Here is a 20401-nt window from a genome sequence, read left to right as displayed (position 1 = left end):
CCATTTGTTTCGCACAAGTTAACCAGGGTCCCGTCCAGGGCCCGTCGAACGCCACCGGTACCGTGGTGGAGTGGACAACAGGCAAGCAATTGGATCCTGGCTCTCCGGCCCCCGCGCGACCGCCGAGGAGATGGGCGTCGACTTCGGCCATCCGGGCGAGCGACTGGGCCTGCCCCGGTCCGGGCCCGGCTCCGTGGCCCGCTTCGGGCGCCGGCTGGGCGCAGTCGCGATCGACTGGCTCGGCTGCCTGCTCATCGCATACGGACTGATCACGCACGGGAACACGCACGCCACGGGCAACTGGACGCTGGGGATCTTCGTGGCCCTGTCGATCCTGACCGTGGGCACCGTGGGATTCACCCCCGGCAAGCGGATCCTCGGCCTCCGGGTCATCGCGCAGGACGGCGGGCGCCTCGGCATCGTCCGCGTGGTGGTCCGCACCCTGCTCCTGGCCCTCGTCATCCCGGCGCTGGTCTGGGACCGGGACGGGCGCGGACTCCACGACCGGCTGGCCGGCGCGGTCCAGGTCCGGATCTGACGGTCCGGGCCGCACGGCACCGCGTACGGGACACGCGGGGCCGCACGGCACGGCGTACACGGCACGCACACGACACAGGGGCGCCCCCGGCCTGACGGCTTCGGGGGCGCCCCTGTGTGATGTATACGAAAAGTACGACGAGCGGGTCGGTGCGGGTCAGCGCATCTTTCCGCCGCGCGGCATCCGCATGCCCTTGGGCATCGGACCCTTCGGCACGGGCATGTTGCTCATGAGGTCGCCCATGGCCCGGAGCTTGTCGTTGACCTGGGTGATCTGCGGGCCGGTCAGGACGCGCGGCAGCTTCAGCAGCGTCGTGCGGACCTTCTTGAGCGGCACCTCGCCCTCGCCGGTGCCGACGATGAAGTCGTGGACCGGGATGTCGGGCATGATCCGGGCCAGCTTCTTCTTCTCGGCCGCGAGCAGGGTCTTCACCCGGTTCGGGTTGCCCTCGGCGATCAGGACCACGCCCGCCTTGCCGACCGCCCGGTGGACGATGTCCTGGTTACGGTTCATCGCGACGGCCGGGGTCGTGGTCCAGCCACGGCCCACGTTGTCCAGTACGGCCGCGGCGGCGCCCGGCTGGCCCTCCATCTGCCCGAAGGCAGCCCGCTCGGCCCGTCGCCCGAAGACGATCGCCATCGCGAGGAACGCCACCAGGAAGCCCAGGATGCCCAGGTAGACCGGGTGGCCGATCAGGAAGCCGATCGCAAGGAAGACACCGAAGGTGACGATTCCCACGCCCGCGACGATCAGACCGACCTTCGGGTCGGCCTTGCGCGTCATCTTGTACGTCAGGGCGATCTGCTTCAGTCGCCCGGGGTTCGCAGCAGTCTCTGCGTTTGACTTCCTCGCCATAAAGCGAAGTTTACGTGGCCTGCGGGGTCCGGGTCGCCGCGGCCTCAAGTACGTGTTCGGTTTCGACCCTGTCCTTGGCCCTGCGGCGGTCCTCCAGGACGGCCGTCCAGGCGTTGCGGCGGGCCCCGCTCATGAGCAGCGACTCGATGCCGCGGAAGGCCTCGGTGAAGGAAGGGATGGCAATGGCGCGTACTGGCGCGGCCTGCATGATGTCGGACCCTCTCTCGGTGCTCACGTCGATGGGGTGGCGGGCGGTGTGTGCGGTGCGTGGATCCAGCGTCACTGACTGGTGTTACCAGGGCATGACCGGTCGGTCAAATGTGATCGACACGTTGCAAACGCGGACGCGGCCCCCAGGCTTCTCCGAAAAGAGCCTAGGGGCCGCGTCACTGCGGTGTTACCCGTTGGTAAGTAATTGTGCGTGACCTCACACGCACACGGGGTCAGTTTTCAGACCGCCGCGCGCTTCTCCATCGCCTGGCCGTACAGGCGGCCCGCACGGTAGGAGGACCGGACCAGCGGGCCGGACATCACGCCGGAGAAACCGATCTCCTCGGCCTCCTTCGCCAGCTCGACGAACTCGGCCGGCTTCACCCAGCGCTCCACGGGGTGGTGCCGGGGCGAGGGGCGCAGGTACTGGGTGATGGTGATGAGCTCGCAGCCGGCCTCGTGCAGCTCCTTCAGCGCCTCCGAGACCTCCTCGCGCTCCTCGCCCATGCCCAGGATCAGGTTGGACTTGGTGACGAGGCCGTAGGCGCGGGCCTGCCGGATCACGTCGAGCGAGCGCTCGTAGCGGAAGCCGGGGCGGATCCGCTTGAAGATCCGCGGCACCGTCTCCACGTTGTGCGCGAAGACCTCGGGGCGGGAGGCGAAGACCTCCTCCAGCAGCTCCGGGACCGCGTTGAAGTCGGGGGCCAGCAGCTCGACCTTGGTGTGGCCGCCCTCGCGGCCCGCCGTCTGCTGGTGGATCTGGCGCACGGTCTCCGCGTAGAGCCAGGCACCGCCGTCCGCCAGGTCGTCGCGGGCGACGCCGGTGATGGTGGCGTAGTTCAGGTCCATCGTGACGACGGACTCGCCGACGCGGCGCGGCTCGTCCCGGTCCAGGGCCTCGGGCTTGCCCGTGTCGATCTGGCAGAAGTCACAGCGCCGGGTGCACTGGTCGCCACCGATGAGGAAGGTGGCCTCGCGGTCCTCCCAGCACTCGTAGATGTTCGGACAGCCGGCTTCCTGGCACACCGTGTGCAGTCCTTCGCCCTTCACCAGGGCCTGCATCTTCGTGTACTCGGGACCCATCTTCGCCCGGGTCTTGATCCACTCGGGCTTGCGCTCGATGGGGGTCTGGCTGTTACGGACCTCCAGGCGCAGCATCTTGCGTCCGTCGGGTGCGACTGCGGACACGACCGGCTCCCTGTGACTTCGATTCTTCGGCGCCCACCAGGGTACGCCCGTAATTTCGTACGCTCTTACGTCGGCCAACCGGGTGCCGGCCGGACGCATTCCCCCCTGAGGTCAGCCGGCGGCAGGCTCGATCTCGCGCGGCTTCAGCTCGGCCTGCTCCAGCACGTCCTTCAGGTGCCGTTCGACGACCGGCAGCACCTCGGCGATGGTGATCTCGCGGCCCAGCTCGTAGGAGAGCGAGGTCACACCGGCGTCCCGGATCCCGCAGGGGATGATCCGGTCGAACCAGGTGGCGTCCGGGTTCACGTTCAGGGAGAAGCCGTGCATCGTGACGCCCTTGGCGACGCGGATGCCGATGGCGGCGAGCTTGCGGTCCTCGCGGCGCTGTCCGGCGTTGGACGGGGCGTACTCGGGGCCGTTGAGGCGGGCGTCGAACTCGTCGTCGCCGATCCGGGGGTCGAAGTCGAGGGAGAGCCCGGCTATCGCGGGGCGCTCCTCCACGGGGTCGCCGAGCACCCAGACGCCCGAACGGCCTTCCACCCGCGTGGTCTCCAGGCCGAACTCGGCGGCGGTGCGGATCAGGGCGTCCTCCAGGCGGCGCACGTGCGCGACCACGTCGACCGGGCGGGGCAGCTTCATGATCGGGTAGCCGACCAGCTGGCCCGGACCGTGCCAGGTGATCTTGCCGCCGCGGTCCACGTCGATGACCGGGGTGCCGTCCAGCGGCCGCTCGCTCGGGTCGGTGCGCCGGCCGGCCGTGTACACCGGCAGGTGCTCCACGAGCAGGCAGGTGTCCTCGACCTCGTCCGCGAAGCGGGCGGCGTGGACGCGCCGCTGCTCGTCCCAGGCCTCGGTGTACTCGACGGATTCCGGCCCGAAGCCCAGATGGACAAACCGAAGCTCAGTCACCGCAGCGCCTCCTCGTTGAACCTGCTGTGTGCACGCGATCGCACCAGGCCAAGAGTACGGCGACCCGCGCGCGCTCCTTCAGGCCCCCGGGTCCCCGGCCTCGGGCGGCGGTCCCGGCAGCTGCCGGGGGCGCCTGCGCCCGGCGGGCGGCCGGTCCGGGTCCTCGTCCGCCCTCGGCAGCCGGCGGTGGCCCTCGGAGTGGTCGTTGACCCAGCCGCACACCCCGCACGCGTACCGGCCGTCCAGTCCCGCGATGTACGTACCGCACCGGCGGCACTCCGCCTCGGTGAGTTCGGGGGCGGGGAGCGGGGCGGTGGAATCCGCGTACGTGTCGGGGGCATGTGCCCCGTGGGGCCGGCGGGTCATGGGGCGCAGCGTACGCGGGCCGCGGGGGCCGACCCGTAAAGGCCCCTCCTCATTCGGCACACGATCGGATGAATGTGGGACAGAGAGGGCGGCAAGAGCGGACTTGGCCGCTACATTCACGCCGTTCAGGGGCCGGGACTCCGGTCCGTCACGTCAGGAAACCGTGGAGCCGATGACGGAACGACCTGCCCAGCGAGTCCCCAACCGGCAGCTCGCGGCGCTGATCGCGGAAGCCGGGTTCTCCAACGCCGGGCTTGCCCGCCGCGTCGACCAGCTGGGCCTGGAGCACGGTCTGGACCTTCGCTACGACAAGACCTCCGTGACCCGCTGGCTGCGCGGCCAGCAGCCCCGCGGCACCACACCGGCGCTGATCGCCGAGGTCTTCACCCGGCGCCTGGGGCGCCGGCTGTCGGCGCAGGACCTGGGACTGGACGCCTGCGCGCCCGTGTACGCGGGGCTGGAGTTCGCGGCCACCCCCGAGGAGGCCGTCGACATCGCGAGCGGGCTCTGGCGCAAGGACTCCGGCTCGCACGCCGAGCTCCGCAAGATCGCCTTCACCCCGGCCGGACTCGTGGTGCCCAGCCGCGACTGGCTCATCGGCCGCGCCGACGAACGGGTGGGACGGGGCCCCGACCCCGCCGCGGGCCGGGTCCCGGCCCAGGGCGGCCGCCCCTCCGTCCCCCGCCAGCGGCAGATCGACCGCGGCCCCGGCCAGCGCGTGACCGGCGGGGACATCGCCGCGCTGCGGTCGGTGGGCGAACTGTTCCGGACCCTGGACCACGCCTACGGCGGCGGCCACGCCCGGCAGGCCCTCGTGCGGTACCTGGAGCACGAGGCCGAGCCGATGCTGCGCGGCACCTACGGCGAGACCACCGGGCGGCGGCTGTTCGCGGCCGCCGCCGACCTGACCCGGCTCGCGGGCTGGACCTCGTACGACATCGCCGCGCACGGACTGGCCCAGCGCTACTTCGTGCAGGCGCTGCGCCTGGCCCAGGCCGCCGGGGACCGGCCGTACGGGGCCTACGTGCTGGTGACCATGAGCCGGCAGGCCGTCTACCTCGGGCACGGGCGGGAGGCGGTACAGCTGGCAAGGGTCGCCCAGCAGGGCGTGGGGTCGGGCCCGGCGCCGGTCGTGCAGGCCCTGCTGCACGCGGCCGAGGCGCGCGGGCACGCCGTCCTCGGCGAGGTGCGGGCGGCCACGGCCTCGCTGGTGCGGGCCGAGCGGGCGCTGGGCGCGGGCCGGCCGGGCGACGACGTACCGCACTGGGCGCGGGCCTTCGACGAGGCGCAGCTCGCGGACGAGTTCGGGCACTGCCACCGGGACCTGCAGCAGTACCGCGCCTCGGCGCAGCACGCGGAGCGCTCGCTCCAGCTGCGGGCGCCCGGGTTCGCGCGCTCGCGGCTGTTCTGCCGGGTGGTGCTGGCGACGGCACGGCTGGGGCTGGGCGAGCTGGACCAGGCGTGCGCGCTGGGGGCGGAGGCGGCGCAGCAGGCCGGTGAGATGCGTTCGGTGCGCGCGGTGGAGTACGTACGGGACTTCGAGCGGCGGCTCGAACCGTACCGGGACGCCTCGGCGGTGCGGAACTACCGGGACCGGGTGGCGGCGCTGTCCTGACCCCGCGGACCGGAGGCCGGGCGGGCCTGAGCGGCCCGCCCGGCCTCCGTTCAGGCCGCCGCCGGGACCGCCGGTTCGGGGCGGACCGGGAGCGGGATGCCGAAGTCGCGGAGCAGGGCGGTGGCGGCGCGCCGGGCGGAGTGCAGGGCGCCGTCGACGGTGTTGGAGTCGCGGTGGTCACCGCACACGTAGAGCCCGGCCAGCACCCGGACCGGGCGCCGCAGGTCGTACGGCGGGGGCATGGCCGGGACGGCCTCCGGGGTGTGGTGAACGGCCAGGAGCTCCCAGTCCCGGGTGGAGGTGTCGTAGAGCCGGGCCAGCCGGGAGGCGACCGTCCGGGCGGGTGGCGGCGGGCCGTGCACGGTGGTGGTGACCAGGCTCCGGCCGGCCGGGGCCCGGGAGGGGTCGACCGCGCTCATCACGGTGGTGTGGGCGAGCGGCCACTTGGGGTCGGCGTCCAGGAGCAGCGAGCCGTCCCAGGGCAGGGGGGCGGGGGTCGCGTGGTGGATGACGGTGACCTCGTGGAAGGCGGGCACCCGCAGTCCGGGCAGCAGGTCCGCGGCGGCCCGTGCTCCGGTGGCCAGGAGGACGGAACGACAGCCGAAGTCGCCGTGCTCCTCGGTGGTGACGAGGTTGGTCGCCACCGACCGCACCCGGACCCCGGTGCGTACGGTGCCGGGCGGCAGGGCGGCGGCCAGCAGGTCGGGCAGGGCGGCCGCGCCGCCCTCCGGAACGGCGAGCCGGCCGCGGGCGAAGGTGCGCAGGGCCAGGTCGGCGACCCGGCTGGAGGTGGTGAGCGCCGGGTCGCGCAGCAGCGCGGCGAGCAGCGGCCGCAGGACTGCGTTCACGGTGCGCGGGGGCAGGCCGCGGGAGCCGAGGGCGGCGAGCGCGGTGCGCTCGGGCCGGGCGAGCAGCCGTTCCACGGGCAGGGCGGCGAGCCGGCCGAGGGCGGCGCTGAGCCGGGCCTGGTCGAGGGAGCCGCTGGCCAGTGCGCGGGCGGGGGTCAGGGCCGCCGCCCGCTGCTGGCGGCCGTCGGCGCCGTGCACCAGGACCCCGGGGGCGAAGGGGCGCAGGACGAGCCCCTCCAGGCCGGGGGTGCGGGCCGGTTCGGTGTACGAGGTGTTGAGGAGCTGGCCGACCCGGTCGAGCCGGAAGCCGTCCGCCGAGGCGGTGGCCATCCGGCCGCCGGGATCGTCGGCGCTCTCCAGGACGCTGACCGTGACCCCCGCCGCGATCAGGTGGTGTGCGGCCGCGAGTCCTGAGACTCCGGCTCCTACGATGACGACGTCCGCATGGTGTGCGGCGTGGTGTGCGACGTGGTGTGCGCTGCTGAGCACGTGCCCCTCCCCGAGGTCGGCGCGGCTGTGTGGGGTCCTCCTTCCCCCAACGGGCTCCAGGAGAACCCGAGTCCGGCGGGGTATTGCGCACAACTCCGGTCGCATGACGGTCGCATCCGGGTCACGAACGGTCGCACATGGTCGTGCGGTGCGCCTACGCCAGCGCTGCCCTGATCGACTCCTCGATCCCCGGGTGCCGGAAGGCGAACCCCGACTCCAACAGCCGCGCGGGCAGCACGCGCTGACTGCCCAGCACGTCCCCGGCGAACTCCCCGAGCGCGAGGCGCATCACGGGCGCGGGCACGGCGCACACCGTCGGGCGGTGCAGGATCCGGCCCATGGCGGCGGTGACCTCACGGTTGGTCAGGGGGTGGGGGGCGGTGAGGTTCACGGGGCCGGAGAGGGCGGGGGTGTCGACGATGTGCCGCAGCGCGGCGATCTCGTCGTCCAGGGAGATGTACGACCAGTACTGACGGCCGTTGCCGAGCCGGCCGCCGACGCCGGCCCGGAAGAGGGGGAACAGCTTGCCCCAGGCCCCGCCGCCGGCCGCGACCACCAGCCCGGTGCGGGCGAACACCGTCCGGATCCCGGCGGCGCGGGCGGGGGCGGCGGCGGCCTCCCAGTCCACGCAGACGGAGGGCAGGAAGCCGGTCCCGGCGGGGGCGCCCTCGTCGACGGGGCGGTCGCCGGTGTCGCCGTAGTAGCCGATGGCGGAGCCGCAGACCAGGACGGCGGGCGGACTGTCGAGAGCGGCCACCGCCCGGGCGATCGCGGCCGTACCGAGGACCCGGCTGTCGCGGATCTCCTTCTTGTACGCGGCCGTCCAGCGGTGGTCCCCGACCCCGGCCCCGGCCAGGTGCACGACGGCGTCGACCCCTTCGAGCCCGGCGGGGTCGACGTACCCGGCGCGGGGGTCCCAGCGCGCCTCACCGGGGCCGGCGGGCGCACGGCGCACGAAGCGGACGGTGTCGTGGCCGTCGGCGTGCAGGGAGCGCACGAGGGCCTTGCCGATGAGTCCGGAGGATCCGGTGAGAGCGATACGCATACCGCCAGTCTGCCGGTGCCCTGACCGGGCGGGGGCGGGGCACGACCTGCCGCAGGCAAACCCGGCCCCGCCGGCGTTCGAGGCGCGGGGTCCGGGGCGGAGCCCCAGGGTTTGTCGGCCCCGCCGGCGATTGAGGCGGCGGGGTCCCGGGGGGATCAGGTCGTGCCGAGCCAGGTGCCCACCGCGTAGGTGACGGCCATGGCGAGCGCACCGCCCAGGACGTTCCGCAGGACCGCCCGCGGCACCGGCGCCCCGCCCAGCCGCGCACTGACCACCCCGCACAGCGTGAGCGCCGCCAGCACCGCCGTCACCGTGACCGGCACCCGCCCGGAGGGCCCCGGCAGGACGATCGCCAGCAGCGGCAGCACCGCCCCCACCGTAAAGGCCACCAGGCTCGCGAACGCCGCGTGCCACGGGTTCGCCAGCTCGTCCGGCTCGATGCCGAGCTCCACCCGCGCGTGCGCCCGCAGCGCGTCCCGCTCCGTCAGCTGCTGCGCCGCCTCCCGGGCCACCGCGCGGTCCAGGCCCCGGTCCATCAGCAGCCCGGTGAGTTCGTCGAGCTCCGCCTCCGGCTCCTCCGCCAGCTCCCGCCGCTCCACCTCCAGCGCCGCCCGCTCGGAGTCCCGCTGCGAGCTCACCGACACGTACTCCCCCGCCGCCATCGACAGCGCCCCGGCGAGCAGGCCCGCCACCCCCGCCGTCAGGATCGCCGTGCGCGAGGTCGTCGCGCCGGCCACGCCCACCACCAGGCCGGCCGTCGAGATGATCCCGTCGTTGGCTCCCAGCACCCCGGCCCGCAGCCAGTTCAGCCGGGTGCTGATGGCGGCACTCTGCGTATCCGTCACGGGACCACTGTCGCGGCCCGCGCCCGCCGGGGCCACCCGGCGTGCGCGCCCCCGGCGCCGGTACCAGGGTGGAGGGGTGAGACGCGGACGGGAGGACCTGGGCAGCCTGCACGGAACGCCGCCACCGCGCTGGGCCCGGTGGGCGCCCGTGGTGGCCCTGCTGGTGCTGTGCTTCATCCAGTGGCTGACGCCCGGAACCGCCGAACTGGGCTACTTCCTGGCCGCCCTGCCCGCCGTCGCCGCCTTCTCCTACGGGGCCGTCGGCACCGCCGTCTTCGCCGCCGTGGTGCTGATCCTCCTCGGGGTGCCCCAGCTCGGCGTCGGACACGCCCACAGCTCGGACCTGGCGACCGTGGCCACCGTCGGGCTGCTCAGCGTGGTCATCGCCCTGGTGCGCCGGCGCCGGGACGCCCAGCTGGTGACCGTCCGCACGGTCGCCGAGGCCGCCCAGATGGCGGTGCTGCCACCGGTTCCCGAGCAGGTCGGCACCGTGCGCTGCGCCGCGCTCTACCGGGCGGCCCAGCGCGGCACGCTGGTCGGCGGCGACCTGTACGACGTACGGGTGGGGCCGTACGGGGTCCGGGCAGTGGTGGCCGACGTGCAGGGGCACGGGCTGACGGCGGTCGGGACGGTCGTCGCGCTGCTCGGCGCCTTCCGGGAGGCGGTGCTGGACGATCCGGAGCTGACCGGGGTGGCGGCCCGGCTGGACCGGCGGCTGACCGCGGACGCCGCGTCGGACTCCACCCCGCACCCGGAGCTGTTCGCCACGGCGGTGCTGCTGGAGTTCCCGCCCGGACTGGACCTCGTGCGCATCGTGTCCTGCGGGCATCCCCCGGTGCTGCTCCTCAGGGAGTTCGAGGTCTCGGAGGTGAAGGCGGAGCCAGGACCTCCGCTGGGCCTGGGGCTGACCGGGCCGACCCTGCCGCCGGTGACCGAACTCCCCCTGCTGCCCGGCGACCGGCTCCTCGCGCACACGGACGGGGTCACCGAGGCCCGCGACGCGGCCGGGTACTTCTACCCGCTGGCCACCCGCCTGCCGGTGCTGGCCGCCGACCCCGCGGGCCTGGTCCCGGCGGTGTGGCAGGACCTGGAGGCCTTCACCCGGGGCGGCCCGGGCGACGACGTGGCCCTGCTCATGCTGTCGCCCGAAAGGCGGTTGCCCGGCGGTCCGCCGGGTCCCTAGATTCACCGGACATGCACTGTGCGTAGTCGACCGCTACGTTCGGTAGCGACCCGTCCCGACGTCCGTGGGAGTCGCCATGTCCATGTTGCTCATCAAGGGAACCTTCCGCGCCATGGGCTCCAAGCCGGACGGCGACACGATCCCCTTCACCCCGGACGACGTGTCCGACTGGAAGCGCGTACCGGGGAACCACCCGGTCCTGCCCAAGGCCGACGGCCGCGCCTCCATCCGGCTGGAGGCCATCGACGCACTGGAGACCCACTACGGCAGCGAGGACTCGGGGGGTGTGCAGCACCAGCCCCTGGACCTGGCGCACCAGGCCGCCGACGAGCTGCTGACCTGGCTCGGCTTCACCCAGATCGTCCGCGACCCCGACGAAACCATCTCCAGCACCACCCCCGAGACGGTGCCCGGCTTCATCCTCACCAGCGGCGCCGACATCTTCGGCCGGTGCGTGGCCCTGGTCGGCCGCAGGATCCCGCCCGCCTTCAACGGCTACGAGATCGAGGTCGACGAGAGGCAGCTGAAGAAGACTGCCAACCACCACCTGGTCAGCCTCGGCCTCGCCTACCCGACCTTCTACACCGGCTTCCCCGAGCCCCTGCGCGCCTCCCTCACCCTCGCGGCGCAGGCCGCGAGGAACTCCATCCCCAAGAAGGGCGTGTGGTCCCGGGACCTGACGACCGAGGGGGCCGAGGTCACCGGCATGTCCTCCCTCACCGCCGACAACGGGGCGGTGATCCTCCCGAAGCTGTTCCGCCGACTGAAGGACTACCTGGACCTCGCCCCGGCCGCCCCCGCCCTCTCCTGCTTCCGCGCCTTCCTCGGCGGGGCCGCGGACAGGTTCTACCTCCAGGGGCAGCCGGAACCGCTCACCGGCCTGCACCACATCGTCGAGATCGACGCCGCAGGACAGACCCTGAAGATGACCCGCCCCGTCGAGGACATCACCTTCGACGAGAAGTGACGAGAGACGACGAGAGACGACGAGAGGCGAGCGGCCGGCTCCGGCCGGGCCGCCGGGGCCCTCCGCCCCGACGGCCCGGCCGGCCGGCCCCTCAGCTGTGGGCGGTGATGAAGGCCCGGACCATCCGGCAGGTGAGGTTGGACGGCCGGTGGATACCCACCCGCACCGCCATCGTCCGTATCTTGCGGTTGGTGGCGCGCTTGGCGTCGTACGTCCCCGTGTCGAGCAGGGAAATCGCCAGCCGCATCGCCTTCAGGCGGCGGTTGTGGCTCTCGTACCACTCGCGGGGCAGGCCCGCCGGCAGCGGCTTCTTCTTGGGCATCACAATGATCGCGGCAGCGGCCATCTACAGCCTCCCAAACAGTAGTTGGCTTCCTGTCGGCTTCCTGTCTTGCTCCCTCGATTTTACTGGGGGGCACTGACAAAAGCCCCTGGCCAGACGGAGTCTGACTACGCTGGTGCGCATGGAGATCTGGATCAATCCCGCCTGCTCGAAGTGCCGCGGCGCACTGACCCTGCTGGACGCGGAGGGCGCCGAGTACACCGTGCGCCGCTACCTGGAGGACGTACCGTCCGAGGCCGAGATCCGCGAGGTGCTGGGGCGCCTCGGGCTGGAGCCGTGGGACATCACGCGCACCTCCGACCCCCTCGCGAAGGAGACCGGCGTACGGGACCTGCCGCGCGAGGCGACGGAACCGGCCCGGCAGGCCTGGATCTCCCACCTGGCGGCCCACCCGAAGCTCATCCAGCGCCCGATCATCACCGCCGAGGACGGCACGGCCCTGATCGCCCGCACGGACGAGGCGGTCCGGGAGGCGCTGTCGCGTAGGGGGTGACGGCGGGGGCGGGGTCGGGGATGGCGGGACTCGACTCGGTCCGTGTCAGGGAGGGTTTGGGGGTTTCCCGCCAGTCCACTGTCCTTCCGTGTCGGGCCGGGCTGTCAAGGGCGCTCCTTCGTCGCGTCGCTTCGCGATGGCCTTCGGCCACCCTTGACAGCCCGTCCCGCCACGGAATGCCAAAGACTGCCGGGAAACCCCCAAAAGAACGGTCACGGGGGAAGTGAGGGAGGGGCGGGTGGCTCAGTGATGCGAGACCCGTCTCCGCCCGGTCCCGCATTTCCGGCCCCGAATGGGCATCGGTCCGAGGCCAGGGCCGGCCCAGACCACCCGACAGGACGACCAGGGCGTCCTGCGGGCCCCAGGGCGCGTCGGATCGCTACGCGCTTCTCTCGGCATGGCGTCCGGCGGCCGTCTGGGGCTGGACATAAGCCGCCCACGGCCGGGAGTCTCTGTCCCTCACGCGGGCGCGGGTCGTTTGTCCTTTTTGGGGTGCTGGATGGGCCCCGAAGGGGCTCTGGTCGCGCCTCTCGGACTCTGAGGACGACTTTGTCGTCCGCAGAGTCCGACAAGAGCCCTCCAGGGAACAGGAAAGGCCCCAGGCGGCCGTCAGCCGCCCGACAAGCGGGCCAATTGCTCGCCCTGGGCGGCTTATGTCCAGCCACAGGCGGACGGCAGACGCTATGCCGAGTGAAGCGCGTAGCGATCCGATGCGCAGGGCGCGGGCAGGGAGCGGTTGGTCGATCTGGTCGCCGTTTGGGGTGGTCTGGCGGCCCCCGGCCCGGAATCTGATGGAAGTGGGGCCGCATCTCGGGTCCACCCAGGCGGGGAGGGGCCGGGCATCCCTGAGGCGCCCCCATCCGCTCGGTTTCCTCCCGGCCGTTTCCCTGGGGGCTTCCCGACAGTCTTTGGCATTCCGGGGCGGGACGGTCGGTCAAGGGTGGCCGAAGGCCATCGCGAAGCGACGCGACGAAGGAGCGCCCTTGAGGGACCGGCCCGACACGGAAGGACAGTGGACTGGCGGGACGCCCCCAGCCCTTCCCTGATCCGGGCCAAGGGTGCGCCGCCGCCCCCCGACCCCGCCCAGCCCCCATCCCCCGTAGGCTGGCATTAGTACCCAAAAGGAACAAACAGCACCGAACGCTGAACCGCGAAACCAAGGGATCACCCGTGAACGAGCAGCAGCAGCCGTCCGCCGCCGCGCCCTCCGGCGCCGCGTCGCCCGTCGCGCCGCACGGCGCCGGCGGGCTTCCGGTGCCGCCGCCCCGGCGGGGGGCCGACTGGATGTTCGGCGGGGTGTACGGGACGGTGCTCGCCAGTGCGCTGCTGGCCGCGCTGGACCAGAAGGGCGGGGAGGTCACCCCCTTCTACGACGCCAGCTGGGTGCTGGTCACCGCCGCCACCGGTGCGCTCGCGCACGGGTACTCGCACCACATGAGCACCCACCAGACCGGCTCCCTCTGGCGCCGCTGGCGGGTGCTCTCCCGGGTCCTGTGGAACGAGTGGCCCATGATCGCGGCCACCCTCCCCACCGTGCTCCTGCTGCTGTTCACCGGGCTCGCGCACTGGGAGTCGTACGGGGTCACGGCCATCGGGCTCGGCATGAACACCGCGCTGCTCTTCGCCTGGGGCGCCTTCGTGGCGGTCCGGGTCGGCTACCGGCTCCGGTCGGCCCTGCTCATGGGCCTGGGGGACACCACGATCGGCCTGGCCATCATCGTGGCCAACGCCCTGATCAAGTAGCGGCCGGGCGGCGTCAGCCGCAGTCCCACAGGAAGCGGCCTTCGAGATGGTCGGGGCTGAGGAAGAGGAAGCCGCTTCCGTAGCCGAAGTTGAGGAAGAACGGGTCCTCCTCCCCCTCGCCCCGGTCCTCGAACTGGCAGAGGAACCGCCAGGAGGAGTCGATGCCGGAGGCGTGGTTGTTGGGGTAGACGGCCTCGCCCCCGAGGAAGTCCCGGGGCCAGTCCTCCTCGGGGTATTCGACGTCCGGGCCGTCGCCCCGCAGGTACCGGGAGAAGGCGGCCGCCCGGTTCGCCGCCTCGTCGAGTTCCGGCGGCAGGGGACTCAGCTCCGTCAGCCATTCGACGGGAACCTCCGTGTAGTCCGGGCCCCACCGCCACAGGGTCCGCCCCTGCGTGCCGGGGGAGCCGATCGACGCGAAGGCCGGTCTTCGCCCGCCCGGCTGGACCAGGACGACGGCCTCGCCGTCCTCCGGGGTGTCGCCGCCCATGACCACGCCCTCCTCGTGCAGGAACAGGTACGCGAGGCGCACCTCCTCCCCCGGCACCCGGAACTGGCCGATGAACACGAGGGGCTCGCCCGAACGCGGGTGCACCGGCCAGGCCGGTGCGGCCAGCCAGACCGGCTGGCCGCCGAACTTCGACACCGGTTCCGTGACCGGCTCGCGCGTGGCCCGGAAGGTCATGCGCAGTCGCGGCAGGAAGGCGGCGTCGTAGGGGCCCGCGGCGCGGCCCGTCGGCTCGGAGGTCACGCTTGCGACGCTACGGCACCCCGCCGACAGCCCCGGCACGGGCGGCTCAGCGCAGCTGGTCCTCCGCCTCCGCCAGGATCTCCGTCAGGCGGGCGCCGAACCGCGCGTCGCGGGGGTCCGGGGTGCCGGTGCGGGCCGCGGTGAGGAGGGCGTCGAGGGCACGGCCGTAGGCGCCGGGTACGTCGCTCCAGTCGGGCAGGGCGAAGACGCCCTCGGCCCCGCGCAGTTCCAGCCCCACCCCGGCGGCGGCGCGCGGCGCGCCCAGGCTGAGGACGGCGGTGCTGGCGGCGCCCGAGGCGTGCCGCAGGGACAGCTGGACCAGGTCGGAGGGGCCCCGGGCGGCGGTGACGGAGGTGACCTCGCCCAGGACCGGGATCAGTACGGACAGCGCGTGCGGGCCGACGTCCCACAGGCCGCCCTTGGCCTTGCGCCAGGGCGAGTCGGCGTAGGCGCTGGGCGCGCCGTCGGGCGGGAAGACCGCGCCGAGCCAGTGCGCGGAGGCGGTGAACCAGCCGGTCCGGCCCGCCTGTTCGGTGACCCATCCGGCGGTGGGTTCGGCGAAGCGGAGGGTGAGGAAGACGACGGAGGCGACGCCGTGCCGGGTGGCGGCCGCGGCCACGGCGCGGGCTTCCTCGACGGTGGTGGCGACGGGCTTGTCGAGCAGCAGGTGGCAGCCGGCGGCGGCCGCGCGGACGGCGAGCGGGGCCTGGACGTCCGGGGGCAGGGCGAAGGCCACGACGTCACAGTCCGCGAACAGCGCGTCGGGGTCTTCGTACACCTTCACGCCGTACTCCCGCGCCAGCTCGGCCGCCGCCTCGGGGCGGCGGCCCCACACCCCGGCGAACTCGGAGTCCGCGTGGGCGGCGAGGGCGGGGGCGTGGGTGCGGTGGGCCCAGGGGCCGGTGCCCAGCAGGCCGACCCGGGGGCGGGGTCGGCCGGAAACGTCCTCGGGCCGCTCACCGGCAGGGTTCACATCGTATGAAATGCTCACCCGCTCAGTCTGCCGGACTCGGACGGACGTACGGCTGCCGACCCGCACAACCCTCCCCACCTGGGGGGTAAACCCCGGTAACACGGGGTTCACACACGGGCAACGGATGAGAAATCGCCACGGGGGACGCTGCCGTCAACACCATGGCGATCCGCAGCACCTCAGAGTCAGGATGGGGCCCGTGAGCTACAAGGCTGAGTACATCTGGATCGACGGCACCGAGCCGACGGCGAAGCTTCGCTCCAAGACCAGGATCCTGGCGGACGGCGAGGCCCTGCCGATCTGGGGCTTCGACGGGTCGAGCACCAACCAGGCCGAGGGCCACGCCTCCGACCGCGTGCTCCAGCCGGTGTTCTCCTGCCCGGACCCGATCCGCGGCGGTGCCCACGTCCTCGTCCTGTGCGAGGTGCTGAACATCGACATGACCCCGCACGAGTCGAACATGCGGGCGCTGCTGCGCCCCGTCGCCGAGAAGTTCGCCGCGCAGGCGCCGGTCTTCGGCATCGAGCAGGAGTACACCTTCTTCGACGGGGCCCGCCCGCTCGGCTTCCCCGTCAACGGCTTCCCGGCGGCACAGGGCGGCTACTACTGCGGCGTCGGCTCGGACGAGATCTTCGGCCGGGACATCGTCGAGAAGCACCTGGACCACTGCCTGGCCGCGGGCCTGAGCATCTCCGGCATCAACGCCGAGGTCATGCCCGGCCAGTGGGAGTTCCAGGTCGGCCCGGTCGGCCCGCTGGAGGTCTCCGACCAGCTGTGGATCGCGCGCTGGCTGCTGTACCGCACCGCCGAGGACTTCAACGTGTCGGCGACGCTCAACCCGAAGCCGGTCAAGGGCGACTGGAACGGGGCGGGCGCCCACACCAACTTCTCGACGAAGGCGATGCGCGAGGACTACCGCGCGATCATCTCCGCGTGCGAGGCGCTGGGCGAGGGCAGCAAGCCGCTGGACCACGTCAAGAACTACGGCGCGGGCATCGACGAGCGCCTGACGGGTCTGCACGAGACGGCCCCGTGGAACGAGTTCAGCTACGGCGTCTCCGACCGCGGCGCATCGGTGCGCATCCCGTGGCAGGTGGAGAAGGACGGCAAGGGCTACATCGAGGACCGCCGCCCGAACGCCAACGTGGACCCGTACGTGGTGACCCGCCTGATCACGGACACCTGCTGCACCGGCCTGGAGAAGGACGGCCTGGTCTAGGACCGGCCGCTCCCCCCGACCACGCTCCCGCCGCCACCGGCACCGCCACCGGCACCGCCACCGGCACCGGCACCGATGTCGATGTCGATGTCGGTGCCGTCTGGCACGGTGTCCCCCATGTTGGCGATCAGAGTCCAGACCGAGCCCGGCCCTTCCCACGAGCGCCCCGCCCTGCGTCTGCTGTCCGAGCTGGTGGGGCGCCTCGGCGGGGCCGGGGACCGGTTCCTCGTCCTCGAACGGATCCCGAGCGATCCGGACGTCTACTTCCAGGTCTGGTACGACGGCGGGGACGACTACCAGGTGGAGCACCGCTCGGGCGCCCCCGAGCTGCACTTCCAGGCGTACGTCGCGTCGGCGGACGAGGTCGTGGAGCTGATGGCCCGCTGGGCCCGCCGGGAGGACGGCTGGGACCACGGTCCGGCCTGGGAGCGGCTCGACTTCCCCGCCGACGAGCCGGCGCCGCCACTGCCGCCCGAGGTGGAGCGGGAGCTGGAGGAGGCCGTACGGAGCTGGTTGCGCGCGGGCTACGCCGACCGGGCCGCCCTCACCGAGCGGGCCGAGGAGCACTTGGTCGACGGTGACGTCCGGCCGGTCTCCCGGGAGCAGGCCGGACAGCTGGTGGTCCGGCTCTGGCGGGAGCGGGTCGCCGAACAGGCCGACTGGGCGGGCGAGACGGACCCGGAGCGCATCGCCCGGGCCTTCGCCGCGCTGGACGACGCCGGGATCACCGCGCGGGAGGACTTCACCTGCTGTCGCGGCTGCGGGCTGGCGGAGATCCGGGGCGAGGGCCGGCCGGACGCACGCGGGTTCGTCTTCTTCCACACCCAGTGCACGCAGGGCGCGGCCGACGGCGGGGACCTGTACCTCCTCTACGGCGGCTTCGCGACGGGTGACGACGCGGCCGACGAGGCGCGGACCGCCGCCGTGGGGCACGAGGTGACCGCCGCCCTGGACGCGGTGGGGCTGACGTGGGCGTGGGACGGATCCGCCCACGATGCGATACGGGTGACCGGACTGGACTGGCGGAAGCGACTGACGGGCTGACGGTATGTCGGGAATATGACGTCCTGACGAAACCTTGATTGCTGAATATGAGATTCCGCTCCACGAGGTGAGACGGGGCCTGCCCTGGGCCCCGTACATCTGCTTGAATGACGTCCATGGCCAGCCACCCGCACTCCTCGACAACAGGTCGCAGCGACCTGGAGCCGTTCTGGCCGTCCCGTCAGGATCACGATTTCGACCGGGTGTGTTGCCGCGCGAAGAACGCGCCGGCCCTCTAAAGCCTCCCGGGACCTTCCAGCAGACCTTCCCCGAGGCCTTCGGTCTGCGCGGTACGACAACGACGACGACTTGCGTACGTCTCCTGCCGACTACTCCGCGTGAAAGAGCTGACCACTCATGGCGAACACCCGCTCCCTCTCTTCTGCCGCTTCCGCTGCGACCTCCGTCCCCCCGGCCTTCCCTCCCAGTCCGCGCCACCGGCTGCGCTCGGTGGACCGGGACGAGGTGGCCCGGGTCGTGGACCTGCTCCCGCCGGGCGCCACCTGGCTGCCCGCGCCCCAGCACACCCTGCCGGCGCTGCCGGGCCAGCCCCCGATGGTCGGCTACCTGGTCCTCGTACCGGCCGACCAGCACCCGATCGCCTTCGCCCCGCAGTCCGTTCCCGCCCCGGCCGCTCCGGCCGGATCCCCCGGGTCCGCGTCCTCGGCGCCCGCCGGTGACGCGCTCGTGCGCATCGACCCGGCGCAGCGCACCGCCGAGGTGGACGGCGAGGTGCTGGACCTGACGTACCTGGAGTTCGAGCTGCTGGCCCACCTGGTCGCGCACCCGCACCGGGTGCACAGCCGGGACCAGCTGGTGACCACCGTCTGGGGCTACGGCCACGTCGGCGACGGCCGGACGGTCGACGTCCACATCGCCCGGCTGCGCCGCAAGCTGGGCGCCGCCCACCGCGGCGCGATCCAGACCGTGCGCCGGGTGGGCTACAAGTACGCGCCCTGACCGGCGCGGCGGCCACGGCCCGACACGACGGTGGGCCCGTACTCGCGAGGGGGAGTACGGGCCCACCGGGCGTTGCCGGGCCGTCAGCCCGGCGGGGCGGTCAGCCCTGCGGGGCGGTCAGCCCTGCGGGGCCGCGGCCGGGCGGCGGCGCGCCGCCACGAACCCGAGGACCACGTCCACGGCGAGGAACGCCACCAGGCTGATCCCGAGCAGCGGGACGAACCAGCCGACGGCCGCCGTCACGCAGGCGAACGGCAGCAACGTGGTCACCGGCAGCTTCCGCCAGGCACCGCGCGGCTGCGCGCGGCCCGCGGAGAGCCTGCGCTCCTTGGTGGGCCGGCGCATCCACCACATCCGGTAGCCCCACACCACGAGGAACATCACCGCGACGGCGAGCGCGGCCAGGGCGATCTGGTTGGCGATCCCGAAGGTGAGGCCCATGTGGAGGTCGATGCCGAAGCGGGTCAGCTGGGCGAGCAGCGGGTAGTCGGCGAAGCGCAGCTCGTCCATGATCCGGCCGTCGGCGGGGTCCACCGCGACCGAGTCCAGGTGCACCGGCAGGGTCTTGTCGTTCTCCTTGACGATGTATCCCTTGCCCTTGGCCGGCAGGGTCACGCGCAGGCTCTCGGTGACTCCGGCGGCCCGGGCGGCGGCCACCGCGCGGTCGATGCCGATGTCGGCGGTGGGCGGCGGCGGGGGCATCTCCATGCCCTCGGTCATGACGTGTCCGGCGTGCTCGTCGGAGCCGCCCGCGGCGCCCCCGGCGAGGGTGGCGGCCACGGAGGGGGTGGCCCCGCCGAGCCGGTCCTGGAGCTGCCCGATGTTCTCGCCCGCGTACTTCGACCAGGTCAGGCCGGTGGCGGAAAGGCCCACGAGGCCGATGGCGGCCCACAGTCCGACGGTGCCGTGCCAGGACAGGGTCTTGCGGCGGCCGGTGGCCTTGCGGTCGGGCAGGACGAGGTCGGCCCTGCGGGAGCGGCGGCGGCCGATCCACAGCGCGAGTCCGCCGAGGGCGACCACCCACAGCCAGCTCGCGGCGAGCTCGCTGTAGTTACGGCCGAACTCGCCGAGCTGCAGGCTGGCGTGGAACTCGCTCAGCCAGGCGCGCAGCGGAAGCGCGTCACCGGCGGTGGTGAGCTGTCCGCGCACCTCGGCGGTGTACGGGTCGACGAAGACCGTGAGGGTCTCGCCCTCGTCCAGCCCCGGGCGCTCCATGATCACCCGGGTGGTCGCGTCGGCCTCGGGCGCGGGCCAGACCCCGAGCACCTTGCCCTCGGGAACGGCACCGCGGGCGGCCTTGACCTGGGTGCTGAGCGGTACGGCGGCCTCGCCGACGTGGGGCACCGTCAGCTCGTGGGAGTAGAGGATCTTCTCGGCCTGCCAGGAACCGGCGTACAGCAGGCCGGTGGTGGCGGCGAGGAACAGCAGCGGGGCTATGAGCAGGCCCGCGTAGAAGTGCATGCGCAGGAGCAGCGGCCGCAGCGCGGCCCAACCGCCGGCGCCCGCACGGCGCACCACCGGGCCCGAGGCGTCGGCCACGGCTTCGGCATCGGCTTCGGCTTCGGCCGCGGCGTCAGTCTTGGCGTCGGCCGGGGATCCGGACGTGGCGTCGGCCGGGGATTCGGTCGGCGCGTCAGCCTTGGCGGCGGCCCGGGATTCGGTCGGCGCGTCAGCCTTGGCGGTGGCCGCGGCACCGGCCTTGGCGGTGGCCGGGGGTTCGGTCGGGGCTTCGGGGTCCCGGGCTGGGGTGCCCTGGAGCTCGTCGAGGGACATGGCGGTCCTAAGGGGTTGGCGAAGACATGGGTGGGAGGCCCCGGGTC

21 protein-coding genes are annotated in these 20401 nt (G+C 73.1%); 9 read left to right on the top strand and 12 right to left on the bottom strand.

From position 1 onward, the window contains the following. Nucleotides 1-70: 70 nt before the first annotated feature. The gene (locus tag SLAV_RS26215) at nucleotides 71-538 is read left to right on the top strand and encodes an RDD family protein (protein WP_030233077.1); all 468 of its coding nucleotides are present in this window, start codon (nucleotides 71-73) and stop codon (nucleotides 536-538) included. 156 nt (nucleotides 539-694) lie between these two features. Here SLAV_RS26215 and SLAV_RS26210 read toward each other — a convergent pair whose 3' ends face one another. The 5 genes from SLAV_RS26210 to SLAV_RS26190 all read right to left on the bottom strand — a co-directional run bounded on the left by SLAV_RS26210 (nucleotide 695) and on the right by SLAV_RS26190 (nucleotide 4066). Further along, nucleotides 695-1393 (bottom strand): DUF4191 domain-containing protein, encoded by a 699-nt coding sequence (locus SLAV_RS26210; RefSeq protein WP_030233075.1) that lies wholly within the window; start codon nucleotides 1391-1393, stop codon nucleotides 695-697. Nucleotides 1394-1403: 10 nt separating this feature from the next. Beyond that, complete coding sequence (locus SLAV_RS26205; protein WP_030233071.1) at nucleotides 1404-1601, bottom strand: SCO2195 family GlnR-regulated protein; 198 nt, start codon at nucleotides 1599-1601, stop codon at nucleotides 1404-1406. A 242-nt stretch (nucleotides 1602-1843) separates the two neighbouring features. Next, nucleotides 1844-2791 carry a lipoyl synthase gene (gene lipA / locus SLAV_RS26200; RefSeq protein ID WP_030233070.1) on the bottom strand — a complete coding sequence of 316 codons (948 nt, stop codon included), beginning with the start codon at nucleotides 2789-2791 and terminating at the stop codon, nucleotides 1844-1846. 111 nt (nucleotides 2792-2902) lie between these two features. Beyond that, on the bottom strand, nucleotides 2903-3700 hold the full coding sequence (lipB, locus tag SLAV_RS26195; RefSeq protein ID WP_030233064.1) for a lipoyl(octanoyl) transferase LipB: 798 nt from the start codon (nucleotides 3698-3700) through the stop codon (nucleotides 2903-2905). A gap of 78 nt (nucleotides 3701-3778) precedes the next feature. Then, nucleotides 3779-4066: a hypothetical protein gene (locus SLAV_RS26190; protein WP_030233060.1), complete on the bottom strand. Its 288-nt coding sequence runs from the start codon at nucleotides 4064-4066 to the stop codon at nucleotides 3779-3781. Nucleotides 4067-4238: 172 nt separating this feature from the next. On the opposite strand from SLAV_RS26190, the gene SLAV_RS26185 reads away from it, so the two are divergent. Next, nucleotides 4239-5681, top strand: a complete 1443-nt coding sequence (locus tag SLAV_RS26185; protein WP_030233057.1) for an NsdA family TPR-like regulatory protein — start codon at nucleotides 4239-4241, stop codon at nucleotides 5679-5681. Nucleotides 5682-5731: 50 nt separating this feature from the next. Here SLAV_RS26185 and SLAV_RS26180 read toward each other — a convergent pair whose 3' ends face one another. The 3 genes from SLAV_RS26180 to SLAV_RS26170 form a co-directional block, all read right to left on the bottom strand. Further along, nucleotides 5732-7018 carry an FAD-dependent oxidoreductase gene (locus tag SLAV_RS26180; protein ID WP_037687716.1) on the bottom strand — a complete coding sequence of 429 codons (1287 nt, stop codon included), beginning with the start codon at nucleotides 7016-7018 and terminating at the stop codon, nucleotides 5732-5734. A gap of 154 nt (nucleotides 7019-7172) precedes the next feature. Further along, nucleotides 7173-8063 carry a TIGR01777 family oxidoreductase gene (locus SLAV_RS26175; protein ID WP_030233052.1) on the bottom strand — a complete coding sequence of 297 codons (891 nt, stop codon included), beginning with the start codon at nucleotides 8061-8063 and terminating at the stop codon, nucleotides 7173-7175. A 155-nt stretch (nucleotides 8064-8218) separates the two neighbouring features. After that, nucleotides 8219-8908 (bottom strand): VIT1/CCC1 transporter family protein, encoded by a 690-nt coding sequence (locus SLAV_RS26170; protein WP_030233049.1) that lies wholly within the window; start codon nucleotides 8906-8908, stop codon nucleotides 8219-8221. A 76-nt stretch (nucleotides 8909-8984) separates the two neighbouring features. Here SLAV_RS26170 and SLAV_RS26165 point away from each other — a divergent pair, with 76 nt between their 5' ends. Both SLAV_RS26165 and SLAV_RS26160 read left to right on the top strand, forming a co-directional pair. After that, nucleotides 8985-10091 (top strand): PP2C family protein-serine/threonine phosphatase, encoded by a 1107-nt coding sequence (locus SLAV_RS26165; RefSeq protein WP_037687714.1) that lies wholly within the window; start codon nucleotides 8985-8987, stop codon nucleotides 10089-10091. A 76-nt stretch (nucleotides 10092-10167) separates the two neighbouring features. Next, nucleotides 10168-11058, top strand: a complete 891-nt coding sequence (locus SLAV_RS26160; RefSeq protein WP_030233044.1) for a hypothetical protein — start codon at nucleotides 10168-10170, stop codon at nucleotides 11056-11058. Between the two features lie 91 nt (nucleotides 11059-11149). Here the strand turns inward: SLAV_RS26160 and SLAV_RS26155 are convergent, their stop codons facing one another. Then, nucleotides 11150-11404 (bottom strand): hypothetical protein, encoded by a 255-nt coding sequence (locus tag SLAV_RS26155; protein ID WP_030233041.1) that lies wholly within the window; start codon nucleotides 11402-11404, stop codon nucleotides 11150-11152. Between the two features lie 118 nt (nucleotides 11405-11522). On the opposite strand from SLAV_RS26155, the gene SLAV_RS26150 reads away from it, so the two are divergent. Continuing rightward, nucleotides 11523-11894: an ArsC/Spx/MgsR family protein gene (locus SLAV_RS26150; RefSeq protein WP_030233038.1), complete on the top strand. Its 372-nt coding sequence runs from the start codon at nucleotides 11523-11525 to the stop codon at nucleotides 11892-11894. A gap of 1170 nt (nucleotides 11895-13064) precedes the next feature. After that, the gene (locus SLAV_RS26140; RefSeq protein ID WP_234333409.1) at nucleotides 13065-13637 is read left to right on the top strand and encodes a hypothetical protein; all 573 of its coding nucleotides are present in this window, start codon (nucleotides 13065-13067) and stop codon (nucleotides 13635-13637) included. 13 nt (nucleotides 13638-13650) lie between these two features. Here SLAV_RS26140 and SLAV_RS26135 read toward each other — a convergent pair whose 3' ends face one another. Together SLAV_RS26135 and SLAV_RS26130 are read right to left on the bottom strand one after the other, a co-directional pair. After that, entirely contained in the window at nucleotides 13651-14385 is a 735-nt protein-coding gene (locus SLAV_RS26135; RefSeq protein ID WP_030226371.1) for a YwqG family protein, read from the bottom strand. A 46-nt stretch (nucleotides 14386-14431) separates the two neighbouring features. After that, nucleotides 14432-15358 (bottom strand): Gfo/Idh/MocA family protein, encoded by a 927-nt coding sequence (locus SLAV_RS26130; protein WP_030226374.1) that lies wholly within the window; start codon nucleotides 15356-15358, stop codon nucleotides 14432-14434. 199 nt (nucleotides 15359-15557) lie between these two features. Here SLAV_RS26130 and glnII point away from each other — a divergent pair, with 199 nt between their 5' ends. From glnII to SLAV_RS26115, 3 genes are all read left to right on the top strand, one after another. Beyond that, nucleotides 15558-16577, top strand: coding sequence for a glutamine synthetase (gene glnII / locus SLAV_RS26125; RefSeq protein ID WP_030226375.1), 1020 nt, complete (start codon nucleotides 15558-15560; stop codon nucleotides 16575-16577). 117 nt (nucleotides 16578-16694) lie between these two features. Then, nucleotides 16695-17621: a DUF6891 domain-containing protein gene (locus SLAV_RS26120; protein WP_030226377.1), complete on the top strand. Its 927-nt coding sequence runs from the start codon at nucleotides 16695-16697 to the stop codon at nucleotides 17619-17621. Between the two features lie 357 nt (nucleotides 17622-17978). Beyond that, on the top strand, nucleotides 17979-18581 hold the full coding sequence (locus SLAV_RS26115) for a winged helix-turn-helix domain-containing protein (RefSeq protein WP_030226378.1): 603 nt from the start codon (nucleotides 17979-17981) through the stop codon (nucleotides 18579-18581). Nucleotides 18582-18698: 117 nt separating this feature from the next. Here SLAV_RS26115 and SLAV_RS26110 read toward each other — a convergent pair whose 3' ends face one another. Beyond that, complete coding sequence (locus SLAV_RS26110) at nucleotides 18699-20354, bottom strand: PepSY-associated TM helix domain-containing protein (RefSeq protein ID WP_078950122.1); 1656 nt, start codon at nucleotides 20352-20354, stop codon at nucleotides 18699-18701. Nucleotides 20355-20401 lie beyond the last annotated feature (47 nt).

It is taken from the genome of Streptomyces lavendulae subsp. lavendulae (assembly GCF_002803845.1).
Classification (GTDB): Bacteria; Actinomycetota; Actinomycetes; order Streptomycetales; family Streptomycetaceae; genus Streptomyces; species Streptomyces lavendulae.
This window is presented reverse-complemented; position numbering and strand designations above follow the sequence as displayed.

What these genes read in the sequence shown, in the direction of transcription:
- SLAV_RS26175 (WP_030233052.1), bottom strand. Translation starts at nt 8,063, where the DNA reads ATGCGTATCGCTCTCACCGGATCCTCCGGACTCATCGGCAAGGCCCTC.
- SLAV_RS26155 (WP_030233041.1), bottom strand. Translation starts at nt 11,404, where the DNA reads ATGGCCGCTGCCGCGATCATTGTGATGCCCAAGAAGAAGCCGCTGCCG.
- SLAV_RS26210 (WP_030233075.1), bottom strand. Translation starts at nt 1,393, where the DNA reads ATGGCGAGGAAGTCAAACGCAGAGACTGCTGCGAACCCCGGGCGACTG.
- SLAV_RS26185 (WP_030233057.1), top strand. Translation starts at nt 4,239, where the DNA reads ATGACGGAACGACCTGCCCAGCGAGTCCCCAACCGGCAGCTCGCGGCG.
- SLAV_RS26110 (WP_078950122.1), bottom strand. Translation starts at nt 20,354, where the DNA reads ATGTCCCTCGACGAGCTCCAGGGCACCCCAGCCCGGGACCCCGAAGCC.
- SLAV_RS26150 (WP_030233038.1), top strand. Translation starts at nt 11,523, where the DNA reads ATGGAGATCTGGATCAATCCCGCCTGCTCGAAGTGCCGCGGCGCACTG.
- SLAV_RS26190 (WP_030233060.1), bottom strand. Translation starts at nt 4,066, where the DNA reads ATGACCCGCCGGCCCCACGGGGCACATGCCCCCGACACGTACGCGGAT.
- SLAV_RS26120 (WP_030226377.1), top strand. Translation starts at nt 16,695, where the DNA reads ATGTTGGCGATCAGAGTCCAGACCGAGCCCGGCCCTTCCCACGAGCGC.
- SLAV_RS26115 (WP_030226378.1), top strand. Translation starts at nt 17,979, where the DNA reads ATGGCGAACACCCGCTCCCTCTCTTCTGCCGCTTCCGCTGCGACCTCC.
- SLAV_RS26160 (WP_030233044.1), top strand. Translation starts at nt 10,168, where the DNA reads ATGTCCATGTTGCTCATCAAGGGAACCTTCCGCGCCATGGGCTCCAAG.
- SLAV_RS26205 (WP_030233071.1), bottom strand. Translation starts at nt 1,601, where the DNA reads ATGCAGGCCGCGCCAGTACGCGCCATTGCCATCCCTTCCTTCACCGAG.